Source organism: Rhodothermaceae bacterium, assembly GCA_009838195.1.
Taxonomy (GTDB): domain Bacteria; phylum Bacteroidota; class Rhodothermia; order Rhodothermales; family Bin80; genus Bin80.
Genome location: VXSC01000032.1, coordinates 91,052 through 116,059 on the forward strand (window position 1 = coordinate 91,052; position 25,008 = coordinate 116,059).

Genomic DNA, 25,008 nt, shown 5'->3' on the forward strand with positions numbered 1-25,008 from the left:
CACTGATGCCGAAATTAACCCTCAAAGATTTAGATCTGCCCGGAAAGTGTGTACTGGTACGCGTGGACTTCAATGTACCTCTGCAATTATCTGAGAAGACCAGTTGCTATGAAGTAGTTGACGACACGCGTATCCGCGCTGCTTTGCCTACCATCCAAACAATCACGCAGGCAGGCGGGAAAGCCGTACTCTTAAGCCATTTGGGACGCCCGAAAGGGCAGCCTGATCCACAATACAGTCTGGCACCGGTTGCCGATTGTTTGAGCGAGCTCTTGGGTACGACTCCACGATTTTCGAGCGAAACAATTGGACCCGTCGTGCAGAAAACCGTTCGCAACATGCCGAACGGTAGCGTAATCCTGCTTGAAAACACCCGCTATTTCCCCGGAGAAACGAAAAATGATCCAGACTTTGCGGCAGAGCTGGCAAAACTCGGAGATCTCTTCGTAAATGATGCCTTTGGAACCGCCCACAGGGCGCACGCCTCAAATGTTGGGGTCGCGAGTCACCTCTCTCTGGCTGCTGCCGGACATTTGCTGGAAAAAGAATTGGTGCAATTGGGGCATGCCCTAAAGGCCCCTACTCCACCTACGGTTGCCCTTTTAGGAGGAGCAAAGGTATCTGATAAGATTGGAGTAATCACGAATCTACTGGAGATTGTGGACCATATCCTGATCGGCGGGGCGATGGCGTATACGTTCCTAAAAGCAAAGGGAATACCCATCGGTAGCTCCCTCGTAGAAGAAGATCGTCTGAGTGATGCCCTGGCGATGCTGGACAGAGCTCAAGGAAAACTCCTTCTTCCCAGCGATCACATTGTCAGTACTGCCCTGGATGCATCGGAGGAATCGAAAACCGTGTCAGGAAGCATTGAAGATGGATTTATGGGGCTAGATATTGGTCCGGAAACCGTTCATACTTACACCCAGAAAGTCCAGAATGCCAACACCTGCATCTGGAATGGCCCCATGGGGGTGTTTGAGGTGCCGTCGTTTGCGTCTGGAACCAAAGCCATGGCACAAGCGATGGCTTCAGCGACCCGCAATGGCGCAGTAACGATTATCGGCGGAGGGGATTCCGTGGCCGCTATCAAACAGTTACATCTGCATACAGAAGTGACGCATGTATCTACCGGCGGCGGTGCCATGCTGCAATTCCTTGAAGGAAAATCCCTTCCTGGCCTAGATGCGCTGACCGATCAAGCCTAAGTTCTTGCGGGTTTTGCTGGAATTTTGATCCAAAAACCGCTGGTCTTGTAAGTCGCGGGTAGGATATAATCCCTCTTCCTATCTTTCTGATGGATCTGCCTCTGAATTCTGATCCCAATAAATATAGTCTGTATATTTCTGGTGTCCCGGAGTAAGACAAGGAGGTGTAATAATGGATCGTCGTGAATTCGTCCGAAAGGCTGCCCTAGTTTCTGCTGTTGGCCCGTTTATACGTACACCTCCACGCATTCAACGATATCGGGTTGGACTAATTGGTTCCGGCTGGTGGGGAATGAACATCCTCCGCACCGCCATTGCCTCGGGCACTACAGATCCGGTTGCACTCTGCGATGTGGATGACACACATCTCCAACAAGCGGCGGATGAGATTGCGCAAATGACAGGATCACGCCCCGCAGTCTATCGGGACCACGAGGCGTTGTTTATGGAGCAGAACTGTGATATCGCGATTATTGCCACACCGGATCACTGGCACGCACTTCCTGCCATCACTGCCATAAATGCCGGGGCTCATGTCTACCTCGAAAAACCAGTCAGTCATACAATTGACGAGGGGAAGGCAATCCTGAGAGCGGCTCGACTACAGGACCGGATTGTACAAGTTGGTACTCATCGCCGCGTCTCGTCCCATAATTTATCCGCTCGTAATTTTTACAAGGCCGGCAGGGTCGGCAGAGTTGGCATGGTTCGCGCCTTCGTACATTACGGTGGCAACCGAGGAGAGACCGTACCCGACACTGCAATTCCAGAAGGCCTAGACTGGGATCGCTGGATTGGCCCAGCGCCCTACCGACCCTTTAATCGTTCCATTCACCCGCGTGGCTTCCGGCAATACCTGGATTTTGCAAATGGACAATTGGGCGACTGGGGAATCCATTGGCTTGATCAAATCCTCTGGTTCATGGATGAAGAGCCCTTCCCTCATACGATTACCTCTACCGGGGGAAGGCATATCCGTGAAGATTCAAGCGATGCACCAGATACTCAGGTTGCTACGTTTGCCTTTGAGAAATACACCGCGACTTGGGAGCATCGTCTCTACGGTGCAAATAGCTCGGAAAAATCCAATATCGGCTGCTATTTTTATGGAACCAAGGGTATTCTGCACCTCGGGTGGCTGGATGGTTGGACCTTTTATCCCAGCAATTCCCGCGATTCGACTGTTCACGAAGAAGCAGTCTTGGATCAGCCAGACAGTCAAAATATTCGCGCCCTATGGGATGACCTCATCCGTTCTATCGAATCTTCAAGTACACCAGCATGTGACATTGAATATGGATACCGGGCAACCAACATGTGTCTCGCGGCGATGATTGCCCTCAAAGTCAAACGTGCAATCCACTGGAATCACGTCCAGGATACTATCATTGGGGATCCTGCGGCGCAGGCACTCATGCGCCGACCGTACCGAGAGCCATGGACCTATCCAGAGATTTGATCTTACCGCGAACGATGCCCCCATCAGGGTCGAAACCGGAATTCTTCCCTTCCAGTACGCTCAACCGATAAGCTCTGTTGCAACTGCCTCCCCTAGCTCAGGAATCCACGCGTTCAAGGAGCCACGCAGTGTAGAGAAGTCCACTCCAGTAGGGTCGGATTAGCCGCAGGCCGGCATTATGACAGATCTGCCGGATTCGATCTGGGCCAACATAAGCAATACCGGCTTCAAGCCTTTTGAGAAGACGCTCCTTTTTCTTGCCAGTATACCCTCTAAGATCCATGTATCGTATCCATGCATCATAGAACAACTCGAAATAAGGTTCGGATTGATCTCCATGTAAATCGAAAAGGATGACGGTTCCGCCAGGCTTAACACGCTGTGCAATACTCTGCATGAACGCATCCTTGGATCCATCATCCGATAGAAAATGCATTACATTTATGGCAGTCGCCGCATCAAATTGATGGCCGATCTCAAGTTCGTGGGTATATACGTTGTGAAACCGCACACGTGAGGATACCCCTAAATGCTCGGCGACCTGCTGTGAATATTCAACCATAGACCGGGACGGATCTACGCAGTCAAATTCCCATCCACTTACCGATGGAGCGAACACTTCAATTTCCCGACCAGTACCACATCCTACAATCAGTATCTGGGCCTTTGAACCTAACCGCTCTTGGAGAAGCGCTAAGGTGGCAACGAAAAGTTCATCATAGCCTGGGATCACCCGACTGGCGAGTTCTTTGTACTCCTCGCCATAATCTCCATCAAAATTAAATGCTTTCGGATCTTTCACTTATCTTCCCTGTGAATGGTTTAAGCTTAGTTTGAAGCCAGCTAAATTTTCTGAAAAATGGCAAACATTATTCTCTCACCAGATTGGGCGCTAAAGGAAAGCACCTGCACAACAAGGGCAGCATATACGAATCGACGCAAGTTTGTTCAATCTCTCGGGCTAGGTGCAATAGGGTTTGCCGCTTTTGGAGGATGTTCGGCACAAAGCCGGAATATGGTTGACGGTCCTTTGGATAAAATCCCAGACAATGCGCCACGTGACGGATTTCCCGCGCAAAGGAATGAATCCTACGCCGTTCCCGAGAGGGAAGTGACCGAACGCCTCGTTGCTTCATCTTACAATAATTTCTATGAATTCATTAATCAGGGAGATCTGAAGAATGTGTGGCCACTGGTGGATGACTATATACCCTTCCCGTGGACATTACAGGTACGAGGGCAGGTTGAAAAGAGACAGACTTGGGATCTGACACAGTTGATCAAATCCATGCCTCTTGAAGAACGTGTCTATCGCTTTAGATGCGTGGAGGCTTGGTCCATGACAATCCCCTGGACAGGATTCCCGCTTTCCAGTCTGATCAATAAGTGTAACCCGAGGTCATCGGCAACGCACGTTAAATTCACATGTGTCGATCGTCCAGATCAGCTGCCCGGACAAAAGAAAGCTACCTGGTACCCCTGGCCATACTTTGAAGCGTTACGGATGGACGAGGCGATGAATGAGTTGGCCTTTGTCGCGGTTGGCATGTATGGGGAGCCTCTTCCGAAGCAGAACGGTTCACCTCTTCGACTAGTCCTGCCTTGGAAATATGGCTACAAGGGCCCTAAAGCCATTACTCATATTGAGTTTACGCGCAAGCAACCTGGTACTTTCTGGAATGAATTGCAGCCTAGGGAGTATGGATTTCTCTCCAATGTCAATCCCAATATTCCCCACCCTCGCTGGAGTCAGGCGTCAGAACGCTTTCTGCCGAGCGAAGATGTAGAAAGACGAATCCGCACGCAGTTATTCAATGGATACGATGAATGGGTTGGGGATTTATATCCCGATGAACCGCGCTCTCCTGCCGGCCCAATTATTCGATAACCCTCAATTCTACCCGCGGCGAAGCGACCGATTCCAAAAATAAGCCAGCACCCCTGAGAGGATTGCCCCTATCAGGCTGATACCCATCTGAGACGCTGCGATGAGCCAGTGAGCCGGCATCAAGCGATCAATCACAATTTCCTGCGACGCTCCCGGTCGCACATGCACACGGAGTGAGTCCTGCCCCTTCACGCGAGACCAAAGAGATTGAGGGAGTGACATTCTTTGGCGATCAATCGTTTGGCCATCGGGTAAGGTTACCTGAAGGTTGATGTACCCATAGGTTACGTCTGCGCGATTTGTCACATCAAACTCCTTCACTTTTGCGATTGCAGGTACACCTTGATTCCATGTCTCTCTTAACTGTACAGCAACTAGGCCCTGATTCACGGCCAAACAGACCAGTATGAATGGGATTCCCCAAAAAATCCTCGCGATTACTCTTACCATCAGGATCCCAATTCCTCAGCTTAGGAATAAGTATGGCTTCCACGTCTCTTCAATATAGCCGACATAGTCACGAATAAACATGACATGGCTGGGTCGAAACGGTTTCCGGTAGAGAGGCATATTTGCCTCTTCAGGAGTTCGGTCTCCTTTCCGGTTATTACAGGCAATGCACGCAGCGACCAAGTTGGTCCAATGATCTTTCCCGCCTCGAGATCTGGGTAAAACATGATCCACCGTTAGTGAGTCACGTCGATTACAATACTGGCATCTGTGACCATCTCTGCGAATTACATTTTTGCGAGATAACATGATATTCCGATACGGGACACGTACATATCCCCGGAGCCGTACAATACTCGGACAGGGCAGTTTGATCGAAGGGGATCGAAGGAAATAGTCTGGCACACTCTCAACAAGGTCCGCTTTGTTCAAGTGAACAAGCACCACCGCTCGACGCACCGTACAGACCGTCAGAGCACTGTAGTCATGATTTAGTACAAGCACATGCGCCTTCATCCGACCTGCGGATTGGGTGCTGAAACGCACATGCTACAGACTTGGAATACTTGAGTAGCGAAGATCTTAGGGGTAACTTGGCGCAGTTAAATCAGGTAAGCGCCGGATTGCTCCAAACATAAAATATTTCTCAATCGAATTCCAGTACCTCTACACAGTCTCCCCTCTGTATGACACCTGTGCTTTCTGGAACCAAATTTTCTCCGAAGTACACCTTCCCATCCCTTTTTCGAAAACTGCTCAATGTACGCAGCGGTTCCTTGCCCCGTAAAGCCGTGTCCTGATCCACCGTTGTGATGGCACATCGCGTGCAAGGCTTCACAACGGAAAAAACGATGTCCCCAATTCGGATCCGCTTCCAGGTGTCTTCACCAAATGGACGATCTCCAGAGACAACCACATTCGGTCTGAACCGCCCCATCGGAATAGGGGTGGATAACTTCCTGTTTAAGGCTAGAAGAGAGGCCTTTGTGGTACAGAGCAAAGGATACCCGTCAACGAAGGAGACTGTAGTCCCTGGCTTGGCATAGGCAGGATCTGCCAATCGTGAATTGGTGTCATACATGTGTACCAGGCGAACTGTGCGCTCGAGAAAAGTACTCAGCCACACATTAACCTGATCGGAAGCTACCCGCGCAATAACGGAATCCCGCCATATTGAGACCTGAAGGATCGGGGCCGTTTCTCCAGGAACGTCTACGAATATGCTCTCCTGTCCGAATGCAGATAGCATGACCTTTTCCCCAGGCTGAGGTACAGCCTGAATCAATGACATGTGCGGAATTGTTCTCTGGGTAAGAAAATTAGCCTCATCATCAACGATCATCCAGCGCCGATCTCCAGCAAGCCCCCAGGGTTTTACTTCTGCGCGTATCTGTGTGACGCGATGTGTAGACTTGATTGGATATATATACAACTCCTCGAGAATCATGATAATGTGTCGAATCGGTTCATAGAACGATTCAATCTACTTGACATTCCCAAAATAAAAATGCAAAAGTCCTGCAAAACAAACAAAAATCGCTAACTTGCAGAAATTCTTGAATTTTATTGAACATGGAAACTACCGTACCGTCTACAGATATTCGATATGAACCGAATGAAACCCCGCCACTGCCTCTTACCATTGGCCTGGGTTTTCAAATGGCACTCCTAAGTATTGCCGGTATCGTGCTGACCCCAGCCGTTGTGATTCGTGCTGGAGGCGGAAGTGACGAGTACCTAGCTTGGGCCGTTTTTGCTGCAGTAGTGGTCAGCGGAATTTCCACCATCCTCCAGGCTTTAGGGAAATTCAGAATTGGCGCCGGCTATGTCCTGCTCATGGGAACGTCAGGAGCGTTTATTGGAATTTGTATTGGGGCGTTAAATGAAAGTGGTCCAGCCACTATGGCGGCCTTGGTGATCGTTTCCTCACTCCTTCAACTTCTCTTTGCCACCAAGCTTTCCAAGTTCAGGCGAGTCCTGACTCCCACGGTGACGGGCACAGTCATTATGCTTATCGCTGTGACCGTCATGCCCATCTTGTTCGAAATGATGAGTCAGATTCCGGAAGGAACCTCCTTGTCAGGAGCAGCCGTTAGTGTAGGTACTGCGCTGATCATCATGGTCCTCCTCGCAATCAAGGCAAGGGGGATCCTTCGGCTATGGGCACCAATGATTGGCGTTCTCGCTGGAACTATTGTCTCCGGTTTTTATGGCCTTTATGATGTCCAATCTATTCAAGATGCCGAATGGATTGGAATTCCCTCCATAGCAGGGTGGCCGGGTATGGACCTAACGTTTAGCCCCATCTTCTGGGCTTTCCTCCCCGCCTTTATTTTTGTTACCATGATCGGGGCCATTGAGACGGTCGGAGATTCGATCGCAATCCAGCGGGTCTCTTGGCGAAACCCTCGCGCATCGGATTTTCGTACGGTACAGGGAGCACTCATGGCTGACGGGATCGGCAACTTTCTCTCGGGAGTCACGGCAACGATTCCCAACACAACTTACTCCAGCTCCGTCTCAGTGGTTGAACTGACCGGCGTTGCTTCCAAGGCTTGCGGAGTTGCGATTGGGATCATCTTCATTTTTCTGTCGGTGAATCCCAAATTCCTTGCCGCAATTCTTGCAATCCCCGCGCCCGTAGTGGGTGCGTTCGTGACCGTTTTGATTGCGATGCTCTTTGTGCTGGGGATGAAGATTGTGATTCAGGACGGAATTAACTATCGAAGTGGGTTGATTTGCGGGATCTCATTCTGGATTGGATCTGGGCTTCAAAATCGCGCCATTTTTCCAGAATTTTTTGACGGCTTGGCTGCTGGGGCATTCGAAAATGGAATGGTGAGCGGTGGACTCATTGCCATTTTACTGACAATTCTGTCCGAACTGACTTTCAAGGCCCGGAAACGTATTCAAACGAGCCTGAGCGTTGATGCACTTCCCGAACTGCAAGCCTTCATTCGCAAATTTTCCAAAAGCCATTCCTGGTCATCCGGTTTCACAATTCGCGTTGAGGGGGCAGTTGAGGAAGCACTCCTGATCTTATGTAGCCAAACCGACCCAGACATAAAAGATGGGGTCCTTCAACTGATGATCAAAGGGGAATCAGATCGGGCGACTTTAGAATTTGTCGCTGCAGATTCTACCGAAAATCTTCAGGATCGAATTGCACTTATGGGATCCGATATCTCCTCCGTAAATCTTGAAAGAGATATATCCCTCCGAATGCTGAAACACCTGACCACCTCTGTACGCCATGAGCGTTATCATGGGACCGAGATCATCGTTCTGGAAGTACACAAGTCAACTGCAATCCCTAACGAGATTGCAGTCTAATGGGCGAGGCCAACTAAACCTTGAGTTCCAGCACCGGCTTGACCCTCTTGATCGGGGGCTGGCTGGGAGCTGAATCGCCTCCTGCAGACTGCTCAATGTCAGCACTAATTGAGGCTTGCAGTTCTTCCAGTTCACTCTTGGAGCCGACCACAATATCGCGGAATCGACGTTGTCCCGTTCCGGCTGGAATCAAGTGGCCAACAATTACATTTTCCTTGAGTCCGTAAAGCGGGTCAACTTTCGCTGCGATTGCTGCCTCTGTGAGCACCTTGGTAGTTTCCTGGAATGAGGCGGCCGATATGAACGAGTCAGTCGCAAGAGCTGCCTGCGTGATCCCCAAAAGTATTGGTTCCCCAACAGCGGGCTGCGCTTCACGTACAGTAACCTCTTTGATATCCCGTCGCTTCATTTCTGAATTCACCTCTCGCAGCTGGCGTCGATCTACCAGAGAACCGATACGCAGTCCCGAGTCTCCTGCATCCGTAACCACAAACTTGTCATAAAGGGCATCGTTGAGCTCTTCAAGCTGGAATCGTGCGATTCCTTCCTCTTCCAGAAGTGTTGTATCGCCTGGATCGGTAACACGTATTTTCTGCATCATCTGACGCACAATTACTTCAATGTGCTTGTCATTGATGGCAACCCCCTGCAACCTGTATACCTCCTGAATCTCATTCACGAGATATTCCTGCACTGCTCGAGCACCTTTAATTCGAAGGATATCCCTTGGGGAAATCTGTCCATCCGAAAGCGCATCCCCGGCACGAACAAAATCATGCTCATTGACCAGAATATGCTTCTGCAGCGAAACAAGATAGGAGTGCTCATCTATCCCATCACGACTCGTGACGATAACTTCCTGTGCACCACGCTTCCTGCCACCAAAACTCACTACCCCATCAATCTCGCTGACTACAGCAGCGTCGGTTGGTGTCCGTGCTTCAAAAAGTTCAGTCACACGAGGCAAGCCACCTGTAATATCACGAGTCCTGGCCGACTGCCTCGGGATTTTTGCCAATACTTCGCCCGCCTGCACAAAATCTCCCTCATTCACCTGTAATCGTGCACGAACCGGCAACGGATATTCCCGATGACTATCGTCATCCATAAATACCCGAAGTGCAGGAGTGAGTGAACGCTCTCTGCTCTCAATAATTACCTTATCCTTTCGGCCAATGAACTTGTCAGATTCTTCCCGTAATGTTGTGCCTTCAATAATGTCCTGGAATTGGATAGAGCCAGACACTTCAGATAAAATCACACTATTGTAGGGATCCCAACCGGCAAGAACCGCGTCCTTATCCACCATTTCCCCATCTGATACAAGGACTTCGGCACCAAACGGAATGATGGACGCAAACAGCTGTCGATTTTCCTCGTCAACGATGCGAATCTCACCTTGTCGGGTGAGAACAATTTCCGCTGGGCCATCGGCACTCTCAAGTGAAACCGTGCGCAAATTTTCAAAGACCACCCGGCCTCCGAATTTGCTTCTGATTGTGCTGTCTGCCTCAATCCGACTGGCGGTCCCACCAACGTGAAACGTACGCAGGGTCAGCTGTGTACCTGGTTCACCAATGGATTGTGCTGCCACAATACCGACTGCCTCCCCCGACTCCACAAGCCGCCCGGTACCCAGGTTACGCCCATAACACAAAGAACATGTGCCCCGCTTCTCTTCGCAGGTAAGGACGGAACGAATTTCTACCCGTTCAATGCTGGTTCCCGCAATATGCTTGGCCTTTTCTTCATCAATCATCTCATTGGCAAGCACAATCACTTGATCCGTAAGTGGATCACGCACATCATGCAATGATACGCGGCCAAGAATCCGGTCCGCTAGTGGTTCCACGACCGTCTCATTGTCCTTGAGTGAAGTAATTCCAATCCCTCGCAATGTACCGCAGTCATATGACGTAATCGTCACATCCTGTGCTACATCTACAAGACGACGAGTCAAATAACCGGCATCCGCAGTTTTGAGGGCCGTATCTGCAAGGCCTTTTCGTGCACCGTGTGTTGAGATGAAGTACTCCAGCACCGACAATCCTTCCTTGAAATTTGACACAATCGGGTTTTCGATGATCTCGCCTGCAGAGCCAACCAAGCTTTTTTGCGGCTTCGCCATAAGCCCACGCATTCCCCCCAATTGCCGGATCTGCTCTTTTGAACCACGAGCGCCTGAATCCGCCATCATGTAGATTGCATTAAAGCCATCTTCATGCTCTTTCAGCGTATCAAAGAGAACCTCAGATACGCTATTGTTCGTCCGGGTCCAGATATCTATAACCTTGTTATAGCGCTCATTATCAGTGATATAGCCTTCCTCGTAATTATCATAGGCCTTGGCAACCTCGGTCTCCGCCGTGTTGATGAGGTCCATCTTTTTATCTGGAACAACGATGTCTGCCAGTGAAAAGGTGAGTCCAGCCGTTGTCGCACGCTCAAAGCCAGCCCGCTTAATTTCATCCAGAAAACGAGCAGTCTGTGGGAAGTCTGTCGCCGTCAATACCTCTCCGATGATACGCCTCAGATTCTTTTTCGTCAGCACATCATTGATATAGGGCACACCATCCGGCACAACTTCATTAAACAATACGCGGCCGACCGTTGTATCGATGACCTCTCCCGTACTCAATCGGACCTTGATTTTGGCATGAACATCAACCATTTGCTGATCAAAGGCCTGTCGGACCTCTGATAAAGAGGAAAGCTTCATCCCCTCCCCTTTGCAACCCGAACGTGATTTTGTCAGGTAGTACAGACCAAGAACCATATCCTGTGTCGGTACTGTAATGGGACCACCATGAGCTGGCGAGAGGATGTTGTGGCTTGACAACATCAAAATCATTGCCTCCATGCATGCATCATGCCCCAATGGGACATGAACAGCCATCTGGTCCCCATCAAAGTCAGCATTAAATGCCGTACACACAAGGGGATGTAGCTGGATCGCTTTTCCTTCTGTCAGGACCGGCTGGAATGCCTGAAAACCCAGTCGATGGAGCGTGGGTGCTCGGTTCAGCATAACCGGACGTCCCTGAATTACTTTTTCCAGAATGTCCCAGACCTCTGACGTTCGTTTGTCAACGATCTTCTTGGCACTTTTCACGGTTTTGACAATGCCTCGCTCAATCAGCTTTCTGATCACAAATGGCTTAAATAACTCGACAGCCATTTCTTTCGGGATACCACACTGGTGCAAATCAAGCTCCGGGCCTACCACAATGACGGAGCGCCCAGAGTAGTCTACGCGTTTCCCCAACAGATTCTGGCGGAAGCGTCCCTGCTTCCCCTTGAGCATATCCGAAAGGCTTTTTAATGCCCGATTCGAATCGCTGCGCACTGCATTTACCTTTCGGGAATTATCAAATAGACTGTCCACAGCCTCCTGAAGCATCCGTTTTTCATTCCGCAGTATCACTTCCGGCGCTTTAATATCAATCAGGCGTTGCAGCCTGTTGTTGCGAATGATCACTCGGCGGTAAAGATCATTCAGGTCACTCGTAGCAAACCTGCCACCTTCCAGGGGAACCAGAGGGCGTAGCTCAGGCGGAATTACAGGAATCACACGCAGGACCATCCACTCTGGATAATTATCTAACCGCCGATTCGCATCTCTGAAGGCCTCCACCACAGTCAGACGCTTAATCGCATCTGCTTTGCGCTGCTGGCTGCTTTCCGTCTTGATCTGAAATCTGAGCTCATGCGAAAGCTCTTCCAATCGAAGGCGCTTCAACATAAATTCAATCGCCTCACCCCCGATCATCGCAATAAACTTCTCGGGATCATCATCAGAGAGACGATTATTGTCTTCTCTGATCTTGTACAGGATCTCGTAATAGTCCTCTTCTTTCAGAAGTTGGTTGTCCTCAATTCCATGTTCAGCGGCGCACCCGGCCTGGACAACCACATATTCCTCAAAGTAAATGACTTTCTCCAGCTTCTTCGTCCGAATATTGAGCAGGTGCCCAATCTTGTTCGGCATAGTACGGAAGTACCAGATATGCACAACAGGAACAGACAAGGCAATATGCCCCATGCGCTCACGTCGCACACTCTTTTGGGTCACTTCCACACCACAGCGATCACAAATAATTCCCTTGTAGCGAATGCGTTTGTACTTGCTGCAGTAGCACTCCCAATCTTTGACGGGACCAAAAATGCGCTCGCAGAACAGCCCATCCTTCTCGGGCTTAAAACTGCGATAATTAATCGTCTCCGGCTTAAGAACCTCACCATGACTCCGATCCAGAATTGTCTCTGGCGAAGCAAGGTTAATGGTGATGGATGAAAAAGCTTTACTCTGTGATGGGGTATTCCCGTACGGCATAATGCGGTCAACCTGGCTATTTAGAGTTGAATGGGTAACGACCAATCTTACTGGTCAAGTGACACCTCGAGACCGAGTCCCTGAAGCTCCCGGACGAGCACGTTAAAGCTCTCCGGGATACCAGCCGATGGCATATTCTCACCCTTAACGATACATTCATATGCCTTTGATCGGCCATGAACGTCATCACTCTTATAGGTGAGCATCTCCTGTAATACATTGGAAGCTCCATAGGCATACATTGCCCAGACTTCCATTTCTCCCAACCGCTGACCACCAAACTGTGCCTTACCTCCCAGCGGTTGCTGGGTGATGAGGCTATACGGGCCAATGGAGCGGGCATGAATTTTATCGTCGACTAAATGGCTAAGCTTCAGCATATAAATTTGGCCAACCGTTGTCTTTTGGTCGAACGGTTCCCCCGTCAAGCCATCATACAACTGCGTCCTTCCGTCCACGGGTAAACCTGCTTCCTCCATATTTTCGATCAGGTCTTGCATCGTTGGCCCATCGAAACTTGGCGTTGCAAAGCGCTTCCCTAGCTTCGCACCTGCCCAGCCAAGAAGGGTCTCATAAATCTGCCCCAAATTCATTCGGGAGGGGACTCCAAGAGGGTTGAGTACGATATCAACCGGCGTACCATCCTCAAGGAATGGCATGTCTTCCACCGGAACAATACGAGCTACTACCCCCTTGTTGCCGTGTCGCCCGGCCATCTTATCTCCTACCTGAATCTTACGCTTCTTGGCCACATAGACTTTAGCGAGTTGGACAATTCCTGGAGAGAGTTCGTCTCCCATTTGTGCCCGATGGCGCTCACGTTTGAATTTGGCATCAATCTGATCGAAGGCTTTATTGAAATTCTCAAACAACTTCTTCAGATGATTGTCTGCCCCGCGTTTCCCTTTCACTGAGAAATGTGGATTCAACTCATATGGTTGGACATCCTTAAAGTCTGATTCCAGAATTTTTGCACCTTCCGACACGACAATTTCGCCGTGCTGAGACTCAAGATTAGTTTTTGCAGTGCATCCCTTCGAAAGTTCAAAAAATTTCTCCGAGAATTCCACTTGCAACTTCGTTAATTCACGCTCGAAGGTATTTTCGATCTCGGCAAGTTGCTGATGTTCGCGTTTCTTTGATTCAGGATCGGAACTGCGTCGACTGAAGAGTTGTGTGTCAATGACCACACCTTCCATCCCAGGAGGTGCTTTCAATGAAGCATCCTTCACATCACCTGCCTTATCACCAAAGATTGCTCTAAGTAGCTTTTCTTCAGGAGTGGGATCGGTCTCCCCCTTTGGAGTGATCTTCCCGACAATGATATCCCCTGCCTTTACCTCCGCACCAACTCGTACGATTCCACGCTCATCCAGATCTTTGGTCGCTTCAACCGACACATTGGGAATCTCGCGTGTAAGCTCCTCCTGTCCGCGCTTCGTCTCTCTGACCTGTAGATCAAAGGCTTCAATATGCACGGAAGTAAAGACATCCTCTGAAACGAGGCGTTCGGAGAGTACGATTGCATCCTCAAAGTTGTAGCCTCGCCAAGGCATAAAGGCTACCAATACATTCTTACCAAGTGCCAGCTCTCCATTCTCGGTTCCAAAGCCATCCGTCAGAACCGTACCCTCTTCCACTTTCTGGCCGACCTTGACGATCGGCTTCTGATTGATACACGTGTCCTGATTCGTACGCCGGAACTTAGTAAGCATATATTCGGTCACCGGCTCCTTGAATGCTACTTTCTGTTCGACAGCAGACTGGTTATACCGAATTACAATCCGTGTCGAATCAACATACTCAACGACCCCTTTTCCTTCAGCGACTAGGGCAGCTCGCGAATCTCTTGCGACGCGCCCTTCCAATCCTGTACCCACGATTGGTGCCTCCGCACGAAGCAACGGAACCGCTTGTCGCTGCATGTTTGATCCCATCAACGCACGGTTTGCATCGTCATGTTCAAGAAATGGAATAATTGACGCGCTCGGCGAAACAATCTGATTTGGAGCGATATCCATGAACTGAATCCGCTCCGGTCGTTCCGACGGAAATTCTCCTCGATGGCGACACCGCACCAATTCATCCAGAAAGCAGCCGTCCTCATCAATGCGGGCATTAGCCTGCGCAATGACTGCTTCATCTTCCTCCTCTGCAGAGAGATAGACAATGGAATCGGTTACTTTGCTATCGTCGACCCGCCGATAGGGCGTTTCAATGAACCCGAAATGATTGATTCGTCCATGCACACAAAGTGAAGAGATCAGTCCAATATTCGGACCTTCCGGGGTTTCAATCGGGCAAAGCCGTCCGTAGTGTGTGTAGTGTACGTCACGAACTTCAAATCCGGCACGTTCCCGTGTCAGTCCTCCGGGACCTAATGCCGACATCCGGCGCTTATGTGTTAACTCAGCCAATGGATTCGTTTGATCCATATACTGACTCAGCTGGTTTGTACCAAAGAACGTGTTGATTACACTCGAAATCGTCTTTGCATTGACCAGATCCTGAGGCGTCAACGAATCTGCATCCCGCGCATTCATTCGCTCACGAATCGTGCGAGCCATGCGAGCCAACCCAAGCGAAAACTGGGCTCCCAATTGCTCTCCCACCGTACGTACTCGCCGGTTGCTCAGGTGGTCAATATCATCCAGTCCGGTTTGTTCAGAGCGTAACTCCAGCAGCCTGCGGATAATGGTAACAATATCTTCTTGCGTGAGCGTGACGGTTTCCGGGGGGACATTCAGCCCTAGGCGCTTGTTGATACGATAGCGTCCGACTGCTCCCAGGTCATATCGCTTCTCATTGAAAATGAGTCGGTCAAGTATATTTTTGGCCGCGTCAGAGTCCGGAGGATCACTATCGCGCAGCACCCGATACAGCTCTTCCAGTGCTTCCGACTGGTTACTTGCCGGATCGCGCCTGAGCGTCTTGATCAATGTGCTGATATCCAAGACACCATCATCATCTTCCTCATGCAGCAGGTAGACCTGATCTACCTTGTAGTTCCGTAGAGCAGTCCAGTCTTCCTCTTCAAGTTCATGATCTGCAGGCAAGATGACTCGATTGATCTTTTCTTCAATGATCTCACCCGTTGCCTGATTGATGTACTCAATCACATCGCCAGTTTCTTTGTCAATGTGCTCAATCATCTCACCGGTTTGTTTGTCAATAACTTCAACAAACTCACCTACGTCACGCGACTGATACTCGATGTCAAAACCGGTTTCACGTTCTTTATACCCAAGAAGCTCACCCGTTTTTTCGTCAATCACACGGATGGGAACAACTTTTCGAGTTACATCGAATGCCAACTTCGAGCCAATCAATTTTTTGAACTCCCGCTTAAGGGTTGTGCTCGCACCTTTTGCCAGATCAAACAAACGAATGACCTCATCCGTCTCTCCAAACCCCATCGCCCGCAAGAGCGTCGTTACTGGTAACTTCCTCTTACGGTCAATGTACGCCCACATCACATTCTGCACATCCGTGGAGAATTCGATCCAGGAGCCCCGGAACGGGATAATGCGTGCAGAAAAGAGCTCTGTCCCATTAGGGTGAATTGCACGTCCAAAGAATACACCAGGACTCCGGTGCAACTGCGAAACAACAACGCGTTCCGCACCATTGATCACAAACGAGCCGCGCGAAGTCATCGCGGGCAAATCTCCTAGGTATACTTCTTGCTCAACTGCCTCTTCCGCCTCGTCCTCGTTTTCGTCCTCCTTTGCAGAAAGCCGCAGGGTCGCTTTGAGAGGGATTGCGTAATTCAATCCCTGTGCAAGACATTCCTCAATCGAATGCTTTGAGGCACCAAGCGAGTAATCAATAAACTCCAGGATATAGCGACCCTTGGTATCCTCAATCGGAAAATGACTCAAAAAGATTTGTTGCAATCCTTTTTCTTCCGAGCGCTGATCAGGGGGAAGCTTTGCTTGTACAAAGTCCTCGTAAGATTCAAGTTGTACACCCAAGAAATCCGGGTAATCCAAAACGGGACGCGAGCGAGCGAAGTTGACTCGCGTTGCATGCTGGCCATTCTTATTGGACATGTATGCCTAGGGGCTGGTAATAAATGTGGTCACCGGCAAACAGTTTGCCAGGAGCGGTGCTCAGGTGTTGCTGAGAGGATCAAACCTACTTAATTTCGATCTCGGCACCTGCGGCTTCGAGACGTGTTTTTATTTCGTTGGCTTCTTCTTTTGAAGCACCCTCCTTGACGGGAGCAGGTACGCTGTCAACCAATGCCTTCGCTTCTTTCAAGCCCAGTCCAGTGATCGCGCGCACCTCTTTGATGACCCCGATCTTACTGCTTCCAAAGCCGCTGAGAACGACATCAAAAGCGGTCTGCTCTTCAGCAGCGTCATCTTGGCCGCCACCAGCGCCTGGAGCGGCCACCGCCACCGCCGCAGCGGCGGGCTTAATGCCATACTCCGTCTCCAGGAGGGAAGCCAGATCGCTGGCTTCTTTGATTGTAAGGGATACCAACTGTTCAGCTAATTCTTTTAATTCTGCCATGATTTCATAAGTTTTCCGGCGGCGGTCTCAGCCGGCAAAAGCTGCGCCGCAGATTAAGGGGTTATGGCTGTTTAAGCCTCGTCACGGTCTTGCAATGATTCCAGGATCGCTATCAGATGGCTCCCCTGAGATTCAATTGCGGACACAACATTTTGGATTGGTGAAAGCAAAAGTGTTACCACTTCACCCAATAACTCCTCTTTGGACTTCAGAGAAGCTAATGCATCAATCTGACTCCCCTCAAAAAGGACTCCATCCACGATGGCAGCTCTTAGTTTGGGGAGATCTTGATTAGATTTTTTTCTGAATGTCTTGATCGCTCGCGCTGCAGCACTCGGCTCAACACTAATCGCTACCGCGGTAGGACCAAACAAATAGTCAAACGCCGCATCATAGCCACCGGTACTCTTCATCGCACGCTTCAACAGCGTGTTTTTGACTACGCGGTACTCCACCCCAGCATCACGCAAGACTTGGCGTAAATGACTGACCTCTTCCACATTGAGTCCCTTGTAATCAGTCACGTAAACTGAAGGATTATCCTCCAGCTTTTCTGTTAAAAGCGCAACTTCTTCTTCTTTTTGAGCTCTGGTCACGGACATCTATTTATCGAGCAACATTAATGGCTTCCGCGCACGATATTTCGACGGCGGGCCCCATACTGGTGGATAAGGTGATCGAACGAACATATGCACCCTTTGCGGATGCGGGGCGCAGGCGCAACACTTCCATCAGAAATGCCCGTGCATTTTCTTCAATCTGGGTTGCTGAAAAAGATACACGCCCGATCCCGGTGTGCAGGTTCCCCTGCTTATCAACGCGAAAATCTATCTTCCCAGCCTTGACGGCCTTCACTGCGCCAGCAACATCCATCGTAACCGTTCCGCTTTTGGGATTAGGCATCAGTCCCCTTGGACCCAGTACCCGCCCTAGGCGGCCGATCTTGGACATTACGTTTGGAGTGGCAATCACTACATCAATATCTGTCCAGCCCTCCTGAATGCGCTTAACATAGTCATCCAGACCTACGTGATCCGCTCCAGCAGATGTAGCTTCTTCCTGTTTGTCAGGACTTGCAAGGACAAGAACCCGGATTTCTTTTCCTGTTCCATGGGGTAACGCCACACTCCCACGAACCATCTGGTCAGCATGACGTGGATCCACACCAAGTCGTAGGTCCAAATCTACTGATTCGTCAAACTTCGCAGTCTTAATACTCTTGAGTACGTCTGCAGCCTCTTGCAATGTGAATGGACCACCCCCTGCCTCCTGAATCACCTTCGAAGCATTCTGATAACGTTTTCCTTTCCTTGCCATTGTAGTACTACAATTAAATAATTTCCTACAGATCTACTTGCCGGAGATAAGCAATACCTAAGCCGGACGTCCCGTCACAATAATTCCCATTGACCGAGCAGTCCCGGCAATCATAGCCGCCCCTTTATCCAGATCAAACGCGTTCAGGTCATCCATTTTTTTCTGTGCAATATCACGGCAAGTATCCCAGGTCACGGTACCAACTTTATTGCGGATGGAATCATCTGCACCCTTGTTGGCATCAATCGCCTGCAACAAAAGCACTGCAGCAGGGGGACTTTTGACGATGAAGGAGAAGGACTTGTCTGCATAGACACTGATCACCACGGGAAGCACCAGCCCCATGCGATCCTTGGTTGCCGCATTGAACTGATTACAAAAATCCATGATATTCAAGCCGTATTGCCCGAGTGCGGGGCCAATGGGTGGAGCCGGATTCGCCTGCCCAGCCTTGACTTGAAGCTTGATAAGGTTTTCAACGGGTTTTCCTGCAGCCATAATTGATCTTTGGGTAAGCACGGAAATTTAGGCGTAGCCCGATGTTACGGATACAAATCAACTGGGTTCCCAATTTCTGAGGACTCTCGAAAATATTTCTATTCTTCAGGAGTGATCTGTAAATAATCCAATTCAACCGGGGTTTTTCGACCGAAGATGGAGACCATCACCCGGACTTTCATTTTATCTGGATATACATCATCCACGACTCCAGAAAAATTATTGAATGGACCATCAATCACGCGAATCGAATCACCCGTTGCATAGGGGATTTCCGGTTTATCCCCCGCCTCTCTGGCCTCATCAATGCGGCCGAGAATCCGATTGATATCCTCCTCTAATAGCGGCTCTGGATGGTCGCGTGTAGGCAACCATTTGATCGCCTCCCTCTTTTGCTTGAAGATTTGCTCTTTGAATACATGAACCAGCTGCTTATCAAGTGCAGCATTCACCAGCATATAACCAGGGAGATCCGTTTTTTCACGCGTGCGCTTTTTTCCACCGCGCATGACAAAGACATTCTGGGTTGGGATCAGAATTTCCCGGACCTGATCACCAAGACCTTCGTGCTCGATGGTCTCAATGATATACTCTTTCACCTTTTTCTCATGCCCCGAGAACGTCTGCAGGGCATACCACCTGAATTCGGGTTTCAGTGACCGATTCATGTTCGTCTATAAAAATATTAACCTGGGTAGATCAAATCGAGGATTCGGCTAATCACTCGATCTGCACCAAAAATGAATAATGCAAGCACAAAGCTGGCCACGAGCGTGATCACCGTATGATTGATCAACTCTCTTCTTTGAGGCCAACTGGCCTTGCGCATCTCTGTAGCGACTTCTTCGAGGTAACTCCGAGTTTTGACAGCTAATTTCTTCATTTACTCTACTGTTTGGCACGGGTGGTAGGACTTGAACCCACAACCTGCGGTTTTGGAGACCGCTGCTCTGCCAGTTGAGCTACACCCGTTTATTCGTATGATATTTAGTCAAGAATTTTGGTGACGACACCGGCACCGACTGTCCGGCCGCCCTCACGGATTGCAAACCGAAGCCCCTGCTCCATCGCCACCGGCTGAATCAACTTCACCTTGAACTGCGTGTTATCCCCTGGCATCACCATCTCCGTCCCCGACGGCAACTCAATGTCCCCCGTCACATCCGTCGTTCGAAAATAAAACTGCGGTCGATACCCCGGGAAAAAGGGCGTATGACGCCCCCCCTCGTCCTTGCTCAACACATACACCTCACACGTAAACTCCCGATGTGGCTTGATCGAACCCGGATGAACAATCACCTGACCTCGCTCCACGCCATCCTTCGCGATCCCCCGAAGCAATAACCCCACATTATCCCCCGCCTGGCCTTCATCCAAAATCTTCCTGAACATCTCCACCCCTGTCACTGTCGTATCCGTCTTTTCTTCCCGAATCCCCACAATCTCCACCTTCTCCCCCGTGCGGACGATCCCGCGCTCCACGCGACCGGTCGCCACTGTCCCACGACCCGTGATCGAAAATACATCCTCCACCGGCATCAAAAACGGCTTGTCCTTGTCCCGCTCCGGTGTCGGTACATAATTATCCACGGCCTTCATCAACGATAACACCGTCTCTTCCCACTCCGACTCTCCGTTCAATGCCCCCAAGGCAGAACCCTGAACCACCGGAATGTCATCCCCCGGAAATTCATAAGCATCCAGTAACTCACGGATCTCCATCTCCACCAACTCCAACAACTCTTCGTCATCCACCAAATCCACCTTGTTCATGAACACCACGATGTACGGTACTCCCACCTGACGCGCCAGCAAAATGTGCTCCCGCGTCTGGGGCATCGGGCCATCCGATGCATCCACCACCAAGATCGCCCCGTCCATCTGCGCTGCGCCCGTCACCATGTTCTTCACATAGTCCGCGTGGCCCGGACAGTCCACATGTGCGTAGTGACGGTTCCCCGTCTCGTATTCCACATGCGCCGTCGCGATCGTGATCCCGCGCTCGCGCTCCTCCGGGGCATTGTCAATCGAATCAAACGAACGGATCTCCGTCCCTCCGTAACGATCATTCAACACGCGCGTGATTGCCGCCGTCAACGTCGTCTTCCCGTGGTCCACATGTCCGATCGTCCCCACGTTCACATGGGGCTTCGTACGCTGAAAAACTTCCTTTGCCATTGTTTAGCTGATAATCTAGTTGGTCAATGCAGAGCCGCCTCTCGGATTTGAACCGAGGCCCCCTTCCTTACCATGGAAGTGCTCTACCCCTGAGCTAAGGCGGCCATTAAAAACAATTGAGCGGGAGACGAGGCTCGAACTCGCGACATTCAGCTTGGAAGGCTGATGCTCTACCAACTGAGCTACTCCCGCTGGGGTGGGCAGGGAAGGATTCGAACCTCCGAAGACTAAGTCAGCAGATTTACAGTCTGCCCCCGTTGGCCACTTGGGTACCTGCCCAATGCAAAAACTGGTTGTATTGTTGAAAATTATTCGCTCTTATGTCTTTCAGGTTTATTAAAACATCATACAGAGCTGGCGAAGGGACTTGAACCCCCGACCTGCTGATTACAAATCAGCTGCTCTACCAACTGAGCTACGCCAGCAGCAAAGCCCCATTACACTACAGCCTACGGTTATACGCAACAAATATAAAATAGTCAACCTTTCTGGCGAATTCGTCGAATTGCTTTATACAACTGCCAGACAAGAAACAGAAAAATCAGTACTGAGATCACTCGTCCATAACGTGCTATATAGTCAACCACGCGTTCCCATTCATCCCCGACAACATACCCCAGTACAGCGATCAGTGTCACCCAGACCGCTGCGCTCAGAGAAGCCAGAAGCCCCACAGGCAAAGCCGGCATTCGATTCATGCCGACTGTAAAGGCGATAACTGTGCGTGCTCCACTCAAGAACCGATTCGCTGCAACGACCGTGTATCCCCAAGTCTGGAGCCAATTTTGAATGCGGGAAACTGATTCACTCGGCAGCCAGCGTAGCGCACGTGATTCAAGGAGTCTTGGTCCACCATAGCGCCCGATATAATACATGCACATAAAGCCAAGAATGCCTCCCAGTGTACTAAATGCGATCACCGGGAAAATGGCCATCGGGCCAATTGCTGCCAGATATCCCGCAAAAACGACAAGTACATCCCCTGGAATTGGAGGAAAGACATTCTCCAACCAAGCAATGAAAAAAACCAATGTATATCCCCAGATTACCGGAACTTCCGTCGTCCTTTCCAGAAGTTCAGCAAAGAACTGTTCCATCGCTAACCTATTGCCTAGCAGATCCTGTAAGCAGACACACTGCCCAGGCTGCGGCTGCTTCCTCACGTCCGACGATGCCCAGTTTCTCGGAGGTCGTGGCTTTGACTGATATTTGATTCTGGTCTATGGCCAGATCCTCGGCAATGACCTGCCTCATCCGGTCGATATAAGAACGCAGCTTCGGGCGCTCGAGAGCGACCGAAGCGTCTATATTGACAGGTTCATATCCTGCACCCAACACCATCTCTTTCACCTTGCGAAGCAGTATACGACTATCTACCCCCTTCCAGCGTGTGTCAGAATCGGAAAAATGCATCCCGATATCCCCCAATGCTGCTGCACCCAGGAGAGCGTCGCAGATGGCATGCAGCAATACGTCAGCATCCGAGTGCCCCGCCAACCCCTTTGAATGAGGGATCTCTGTCCCACCAATGATCAGAGGTCGATCCTCGACGAGTTGATGAACATCATACCCAATCCCTACTCTAGTACTCATCGTATCAGGTTCTTTTTTTCCACATCTGCTGTGCCCATTCCCAGTCGGACTGTGTGGTGATTTTGACGTTCCACCGATCTCCCTCCACGATTTGAACAGACTGTCCAATGTGTCCCATTAAAGCAACATCATCGGTAGCCTGTGAAATGCCCTCCACCTGACAAAATGCCCGCTGCAGAAGATCATACTTAAATCCCTGTGGCGTTTGCATTGCATAAAGCCCGTCGCGAGAAATTGTTTTAGTAAAAGAGCCATCTTCCCCGTAACGCACGGTATCCGTCACCGGCATTGCAACTGCAGCAGCACCTGCGATCTTTGCAGATTCAATCACCTTCGTGATAATCTGCGCAGAAATAAACGGACGTGCAGCATCGTGAACCAGCACGATATTTGTGGATTCGTTAACCACCTTCAATCCGGCCTCCACAGATTTTTGCCTAGTTGCACCTCCTGCTACTACCTGATAGGGTTTTTCCAACGGTGTAAGTATTCCTTCTATCACATCGAGGTTCTTCGGCGGCCCAACGACCACGAGAAAGGAAACACCGGGATGTCGGTCAAAAACCTGCGCAGTATGAAGCAGCATCGGAGCGTCACCCAAAAGGCGCATCTGCTTAGGTAAGCCGCCTAAACGTGAACCCGATCCTGCTGCTGGAATGATCACAGCAACCATCAATCAGATGATCAACATGGCATCACCAAAGGAAAACAGGCGATACTTTTCTTTGATAGCAACCTCGTAGGCTTCCCTAAGAAGCTCATAGCCCGTAAATGCAGCCGTAAGCATCATAAGCGTACTGGCTGGCATATGGAAATTAGTGATCAGCCGCTCGGTAACGGCAAATTCGTAGGGAGGATAGATAAACTTATCGGTCCAGCCTGACTTGGCTTTCAGGTGACGGGACACTGTCAAACTAGTTTCTACGGCCCGGACTACAGTTGTCCCACAAATAGTCACGTGGTTGACACTTGAATCTAGTGCCCCATTCACGGCATCCGCCGTGACTTCCGGCACTGAATAGTATTCAGAGTTCATTCGATGCTTGGTCAGGTCTTCAACACCGACATAACTAAACGTACCTAGCCCGACATGTAAAGTTATGGGGACAACCTGAATCCCTTTTTCGATGAGTTCATTCACGAGCCTGGGGGTGAAATGCAGTCCCGCAGTCGGCGCGGCGACGGCCCCGCGATGTTTAGCAAAAATCGTCTGATAGCGGGCAACATCTGCCGCCTCCACTTCCCTTTTTATATAAGGTGGTAGCGGTGTGATCCCCTCCTCGTCAATCATACGATAGAGCAACTCATTATCCCCGTCACAATCAAAACGGATCGTGCGGCCGCGGGAAGTTGTGTTATCAATGACCTCGGCCGCCAGCCCGTTGCTGAAAAAAAGTTTGTTCCCAATCCGGATCTTGCGAGCAGGGTCAACGATGACATCCCAAAGTCTACTCTGAGAGTTGAGTTCCCTCAACAGAAAGACTTCAATCTCTGCACCAGTCTTTTCTTTTTTGCCCCGCAACCTAGCAGGAAATACTTTGGTGTCGTTGACAGCAAGAATATCCCCCTCTGAAAAATAATCTCCGATTTCATGGAAATGACGATGTTCTATCGTCCCTTTCGCCCGGTTTACCACCATCATACGTGATGAATCTCTTGGATCAGCCGGGTATTTCGCAATCAGCTCTCTCGGATAATCATATTTGAAGTGGCTCAGCTTTAGACGCTCAATCCCCGTTCTCAGCATTCAGGTTTGGTATGGCTTTTAAGTCGTTGAAAAAATTGCCGTCAACTAGATCGCGGGCACGATCCTCACAGGAATAAATTTAGCAGACATGCATAGGCTACCCTAATTCTGTCTCCATGTTCCCGTCAGCAAATGGATCTCTTTGTATTCCTGCAAAACCATCCCTGTTGAAGAAGAAGGCCCTCGACGTGTAAAAGCCAAAAACCCTGGCGACTCTTGCAAAACCCTCCTCCAACCTGGAAAACATAACTCTAGGTACTTCCAGAGCAATATCTGCTTGCTCAGAATTCCACGGAGTCGAATATGAAATCATCTAACACGAAGTAAAATCCTGCACATCAAGCCCGAACCGGAACATTTTTTTTTGGGGGGGGGGGGTGGGGGGAAGGGGTGGATTTTGCTAAAAAAAACAAAAAAACATGTTGCGATTTTAACAAGAGTAAAACACAATTTTAACAAATTATTTTTTCCATTTTTATTGGGTTT

General features: G+C 49.9%; 21 protein-coding genes and 5 tRNA genes. 4 read left to right on the forward strand and 22 right to left on the reverse strand.

Translation table 11 applies throughout. The features are described 5' to 3' along the window. Positions 1 to 5 precede the first annotated feature (5 nt). Both F4Y64_07465 and F4Y64_07470 read left to right on the forward strand, forming a co-directional pair. A complete protein-coding gene (locus F4Y64_07465; GenBank protein ID MXX97439.1) occupies positions 6 to 1,208 on the forward strand; it encodes a phosphoglycerate kinase in 1,203 nt (400 codons plus the stop codon). 172 nt (positions 1,209 to 1,380) lie between these two features. Next, positions 1,381 to 2,667 (forward strand): Gfo/Idh/MocA family oxidoreductase, encoded by a 1,287-nt coding sequence (locus F4Y64_07470; GenBank protein MXX97440.1) that lies wholly within the window; start codon positions 1,381 to 1,383, stop codon positions 2,665 to 2,667. A 97-nt stretch (positions 2,668 to 2,764) separates the two neighbouring features. Here the strand turns inward: F4Y64_07470 and F4Y64_07475 are convergent, their stop codons facing one another. Beyond that, on the reverse strand, positions 2,765 to 3,469 hold the full coding sequence (locus tag F4Y64_07475; GenBank protein ID MXX97441.1) for a class I SAM-dependent methyltransferase: 705 nt from the start codon (positions 3,467 to 3,469) through the stop codon (positions 2,765 to 2,767). 57 nt (positions 3,470 to 3,526) lie between these two features. On the opposite strand from F4Y64_07475, the gene msrP reads away from it, so the two are divergent. After that, positions 3,527 to 4,555, forward strand: a complete 1,029-nt coding sequence (gene msrP, locus F4Y64_07480; protein ID MXX97442.1) for a protein-methionine-sulfoxide reductase catalytic subunit MsrP — start codon at positions 3,527 to 3,529, stop codon at positions 4,553 to 4,555. A gap of 9 nt (positions 4,556 to 4,564) precedes the next feature. On the opposite strand, the gene F4Y64_07485 is transcribed toward msrP, so the two are convergent. The 3 genes from F4Y64_07485 to F4Y64_07495 all read right to left on the reverse strand — a co-directional run bounded on the left by F4Y64_07485 (position 4,565) and on the right by F4Y64_07495 (position 6,452). Beyond that, the gene (locus tag F4Y64_07485) at positions 4,565 to 5,005 is read right to left on the reverse strand and encodes a DUF3592 domain-containing protein (protein ID MXX97443.1); all 441 of its coding nucleotides are present in this window, start codon (positions 5,003 to 5,005) and stop codon (positions 4,565 to 4,567) included. Positions 5,006 to 5,020: 15 nt separating this feature from the next. Next, positions 5,021 to 5,521: an HNH endonuclease gene (locus F4Y64_07490; protein ID MXX97444.1), complete on the reverse strand. Its 501-nt coding sequence runs from the start codon at positions 5,519 to 5,521 to the stop codon at positions 5,021 to 5,023. Between the two features lie 130 nt (positions 5,522 to 5,651). Then, positions 5,652 to 6,452, reverse strand: coding sequence for an MOSC domain-containing protein (locus tag F4Y64_07495; GenBank protein ID MXX97445.1), 801 nt, complete (start codon positions 6,450 to 6,452; stop codon positions 5,652 to 5,654). Between the two features lie 125 nt (positions 6,453 to 6,577). Here F4Y64_07495 and F4Y64_07500 point away from each other — a divergent pair, with 125 nt between their 5' ends. Further along, complete coding sequence (locus F4Y64_07500; GenBank protein ID MXX97446.1) at positions 6,578 to 8,338, forward strand: hypothetical protein; 1,761 nt, start codon at positions 6,578 to 6,580, stop codon at positions 8,336 to 8,338. A 13-nt stretch (positions 8,339 to 8,351) separates the two neighbouring features. Here the strand turns inward: F4Y64_07500 and rpoC are convergent, their stop codons facing one another. The 18 genes from rpoC to queA all read right to left on the reverse strand — a co-directional run bounded on the left by rpoC (position 8,352) and on the right by queA (position 24,522). After that, the gene (rpoC, locus tag F4Y64_07505; protein MXX97447.1) at positions 8,352 to 12,671 is read right to left on the reverse strand and encodes a DNA-directed RNA polymerase subunit beta'; all 4,320 of its coding nucleotides are present in this window, start codon (positions 12,669 to 12,671) and stop codon (positions 8,352 to 8,354) included. A 47-nt stretch (positions 12,672 to 12,718) separates the two neighbouring features. Continuing rightward, a complete protein-coding gene (rpoB, locus tag F4Y64_07510; protein MXX97448.1) occupies positions 12,719 to 16,723 on the reverse strand; it encodes a DNA-directed RNA polymerase subunit beta in 4,005 nt (1,334 codons plus the stop codon). A gap of 85 nt (positions 16,724 to 16,808) precedes the next feature. Beyond that, positions 16,809 to 17,189 carry a 50S ribosomal protein L7/L12 gene (locus F4Y64_07515; GenBank protein ID MXX97449.1) on the reverse strand — a complete coding sequence of 127 codons (381 nt, stop codon included), beginning with the start codon at positions 17,187 to 17,189 and terminating at the stop codon, positions 16,809 to 16,811. Positions 17,190 to 17,260: 71 nt separating this feature from the next. Beyond that, positions 17,261 to 17,791, reverse strand: a complete 531-nt coding sequence (locus F4Y64_07520) for a 50S ribosomal protein L10 (protein MXX97450.1) — start codon at positions 17,789 to 17,791, stop codon at positions 17,261 to 17,263. Between the two features lie 4 nt (positions 17,792 to 17,795). Continuing rightward, positions 17,796 to 18,506 carry a 50S ribosomal protein L1 gene (locus F4Y64_07525; GenBank protein ID MXX97451.1) on the reverse strand — a complete coding sequence of 237 codons (711 nt, stop codon included), beginning with the start codon at positions 18,504 to 18,506 and terminating at the stop codon, positions 17,796 to 17,798. 57 nt (positions 18,507 to 18,563) lie between these two features. After that, complete coding sequence (gene rplK, locus F4Y64_07530; protein MXX97452.1) at positions 18,564 to 19,004, reverse strand: 50S ribosomal protein L11; 441 nt, start codon at positions 19,002 to 19,004, stop codon at positions 18,564 to 18,566. A 98-nt stretch (positions 19,005 to 19,102) separates the two neighbouring features. Then, positions 19,103 to 19,672: a transcription termination/antitermination factor NusG gene (nusG, locus tag F4Y64_07535; GenBank protein ID MXX97453.1), complete on the reverse strand. Its 570-nt coding sequence runs from the start codon at positions 19,670 to 19,672 to the stop codon at positions 19,103 to 19,105. Between the two features lie 17 nt (positions 19,673 to 19,689). Then, entirely contained in the window at positions 19,690 to 19,887 is a 198-nt protein-coding gene (gene secE / locus F4Y64_07540) for a preprotein translocase subunit SecE (protein ID MXX97454.1), read from the reverse strand. 13 nt (positions 19,888 to 19,900) lie between these two features. Then, a tRNA-Trp gene (locus F4Y64_07545) sits at positions 19,901 to 19,976 on the reverse strand. A 15-nt stretch (positions 19,977 to 19,991) separates the two neighbouring features. Continuing rightward, a complete protein-coding gene (gene tuf / locus F4Y64_07550) occupies positions 19,992 to 21,182 on the reverse strand; it encodes an elongation factor Tu (protein ID MXX97455.1) in 1,191 nt (396 codons plus the stop codon). A 32-nt stretch (positions 21,183 to 21,214) separates the two neighbouring features. Next, a tRNA-Thr gene (locus tag F4Y64_07555) sits at positions 21,215 to 21,286 on the reverse strand. Positions 21,287 to 21,301: 15 nt separating this feature from the next. Continuing rightward, positions 21,302 to 21,374: transfer RNA gene (locus F4Y64_07560), tRNA-Gly, on the reverse strand. Between the two features lie 5 nt (positions 21,375 to 21,379). Further along, positions 21,380 to 21,461, reverse strand: a tRNA-Tyr gene (locus F4Y64_07565). A 73-nt stretch (positions 21,462 to 21,534) separates the two neighbouring features. Further along, a tRNA-Thr gene (locus F4Y64_07570) sits at positions 21,535 to 21,607 on the reverse strand. Between the two features lie 54 nt (positions 21,608 to 21,661). Continuing rightward, entirely contained in the window at positions 21,662 to 22,279 is a 618-nt protein-coding gene (locus F4Y64_07575) for a DedA family protein (protein ID MXX97456.1), read from the reverse strand. A gap of 7 nt (positions 22,280 to 22,286) precedes the next feature. Further along, complete coding sequence (locus tag F4Y64_07580) at positions 22,287 to 22,775, reverse strand: 2-C-methyl-D-erythritol 2,4-cyclodiphosphate synthase (protein MXX97457.1); 489 nt, start codon at positions 22,773 to 22,775, stop codon at positions 22,287 to 22,289. 4 nt (positions 22,776 to 22,779) lie between these two features. Further along, positions 22,780 to 23,448 (reverse strand): 2-C-methyl-D-erythritol 4-phosphate cytidylyltransferase, encoded by a 669-nt coding sequence (gene ispD / locus F4Y64_07585; GenBank protein ID MXX97458.1) that lies wholly within the window; start codon positions 23,446 to 23,448, stop codon positions 22,780 to 22,782. Between the two features lie 3 nt (positions 23,449 to 23,451). Beyond that, positions 23,452 to 24,522 (reverse strand): tRNA preQ1(34) S-adenosylmethionine ribosyltransferase-isomerase QueA, encoded by a 1,071-nt coding sequence (gene queA / locus F4Y64_07590; protein MXX97459.1) that lies wholly within the window; start codon positions 24,520 to 24,522, stop codon positions 23,452 to 23,454. Positions 24,523 to 25,008 lie beyond the last annotated feature (486 nt).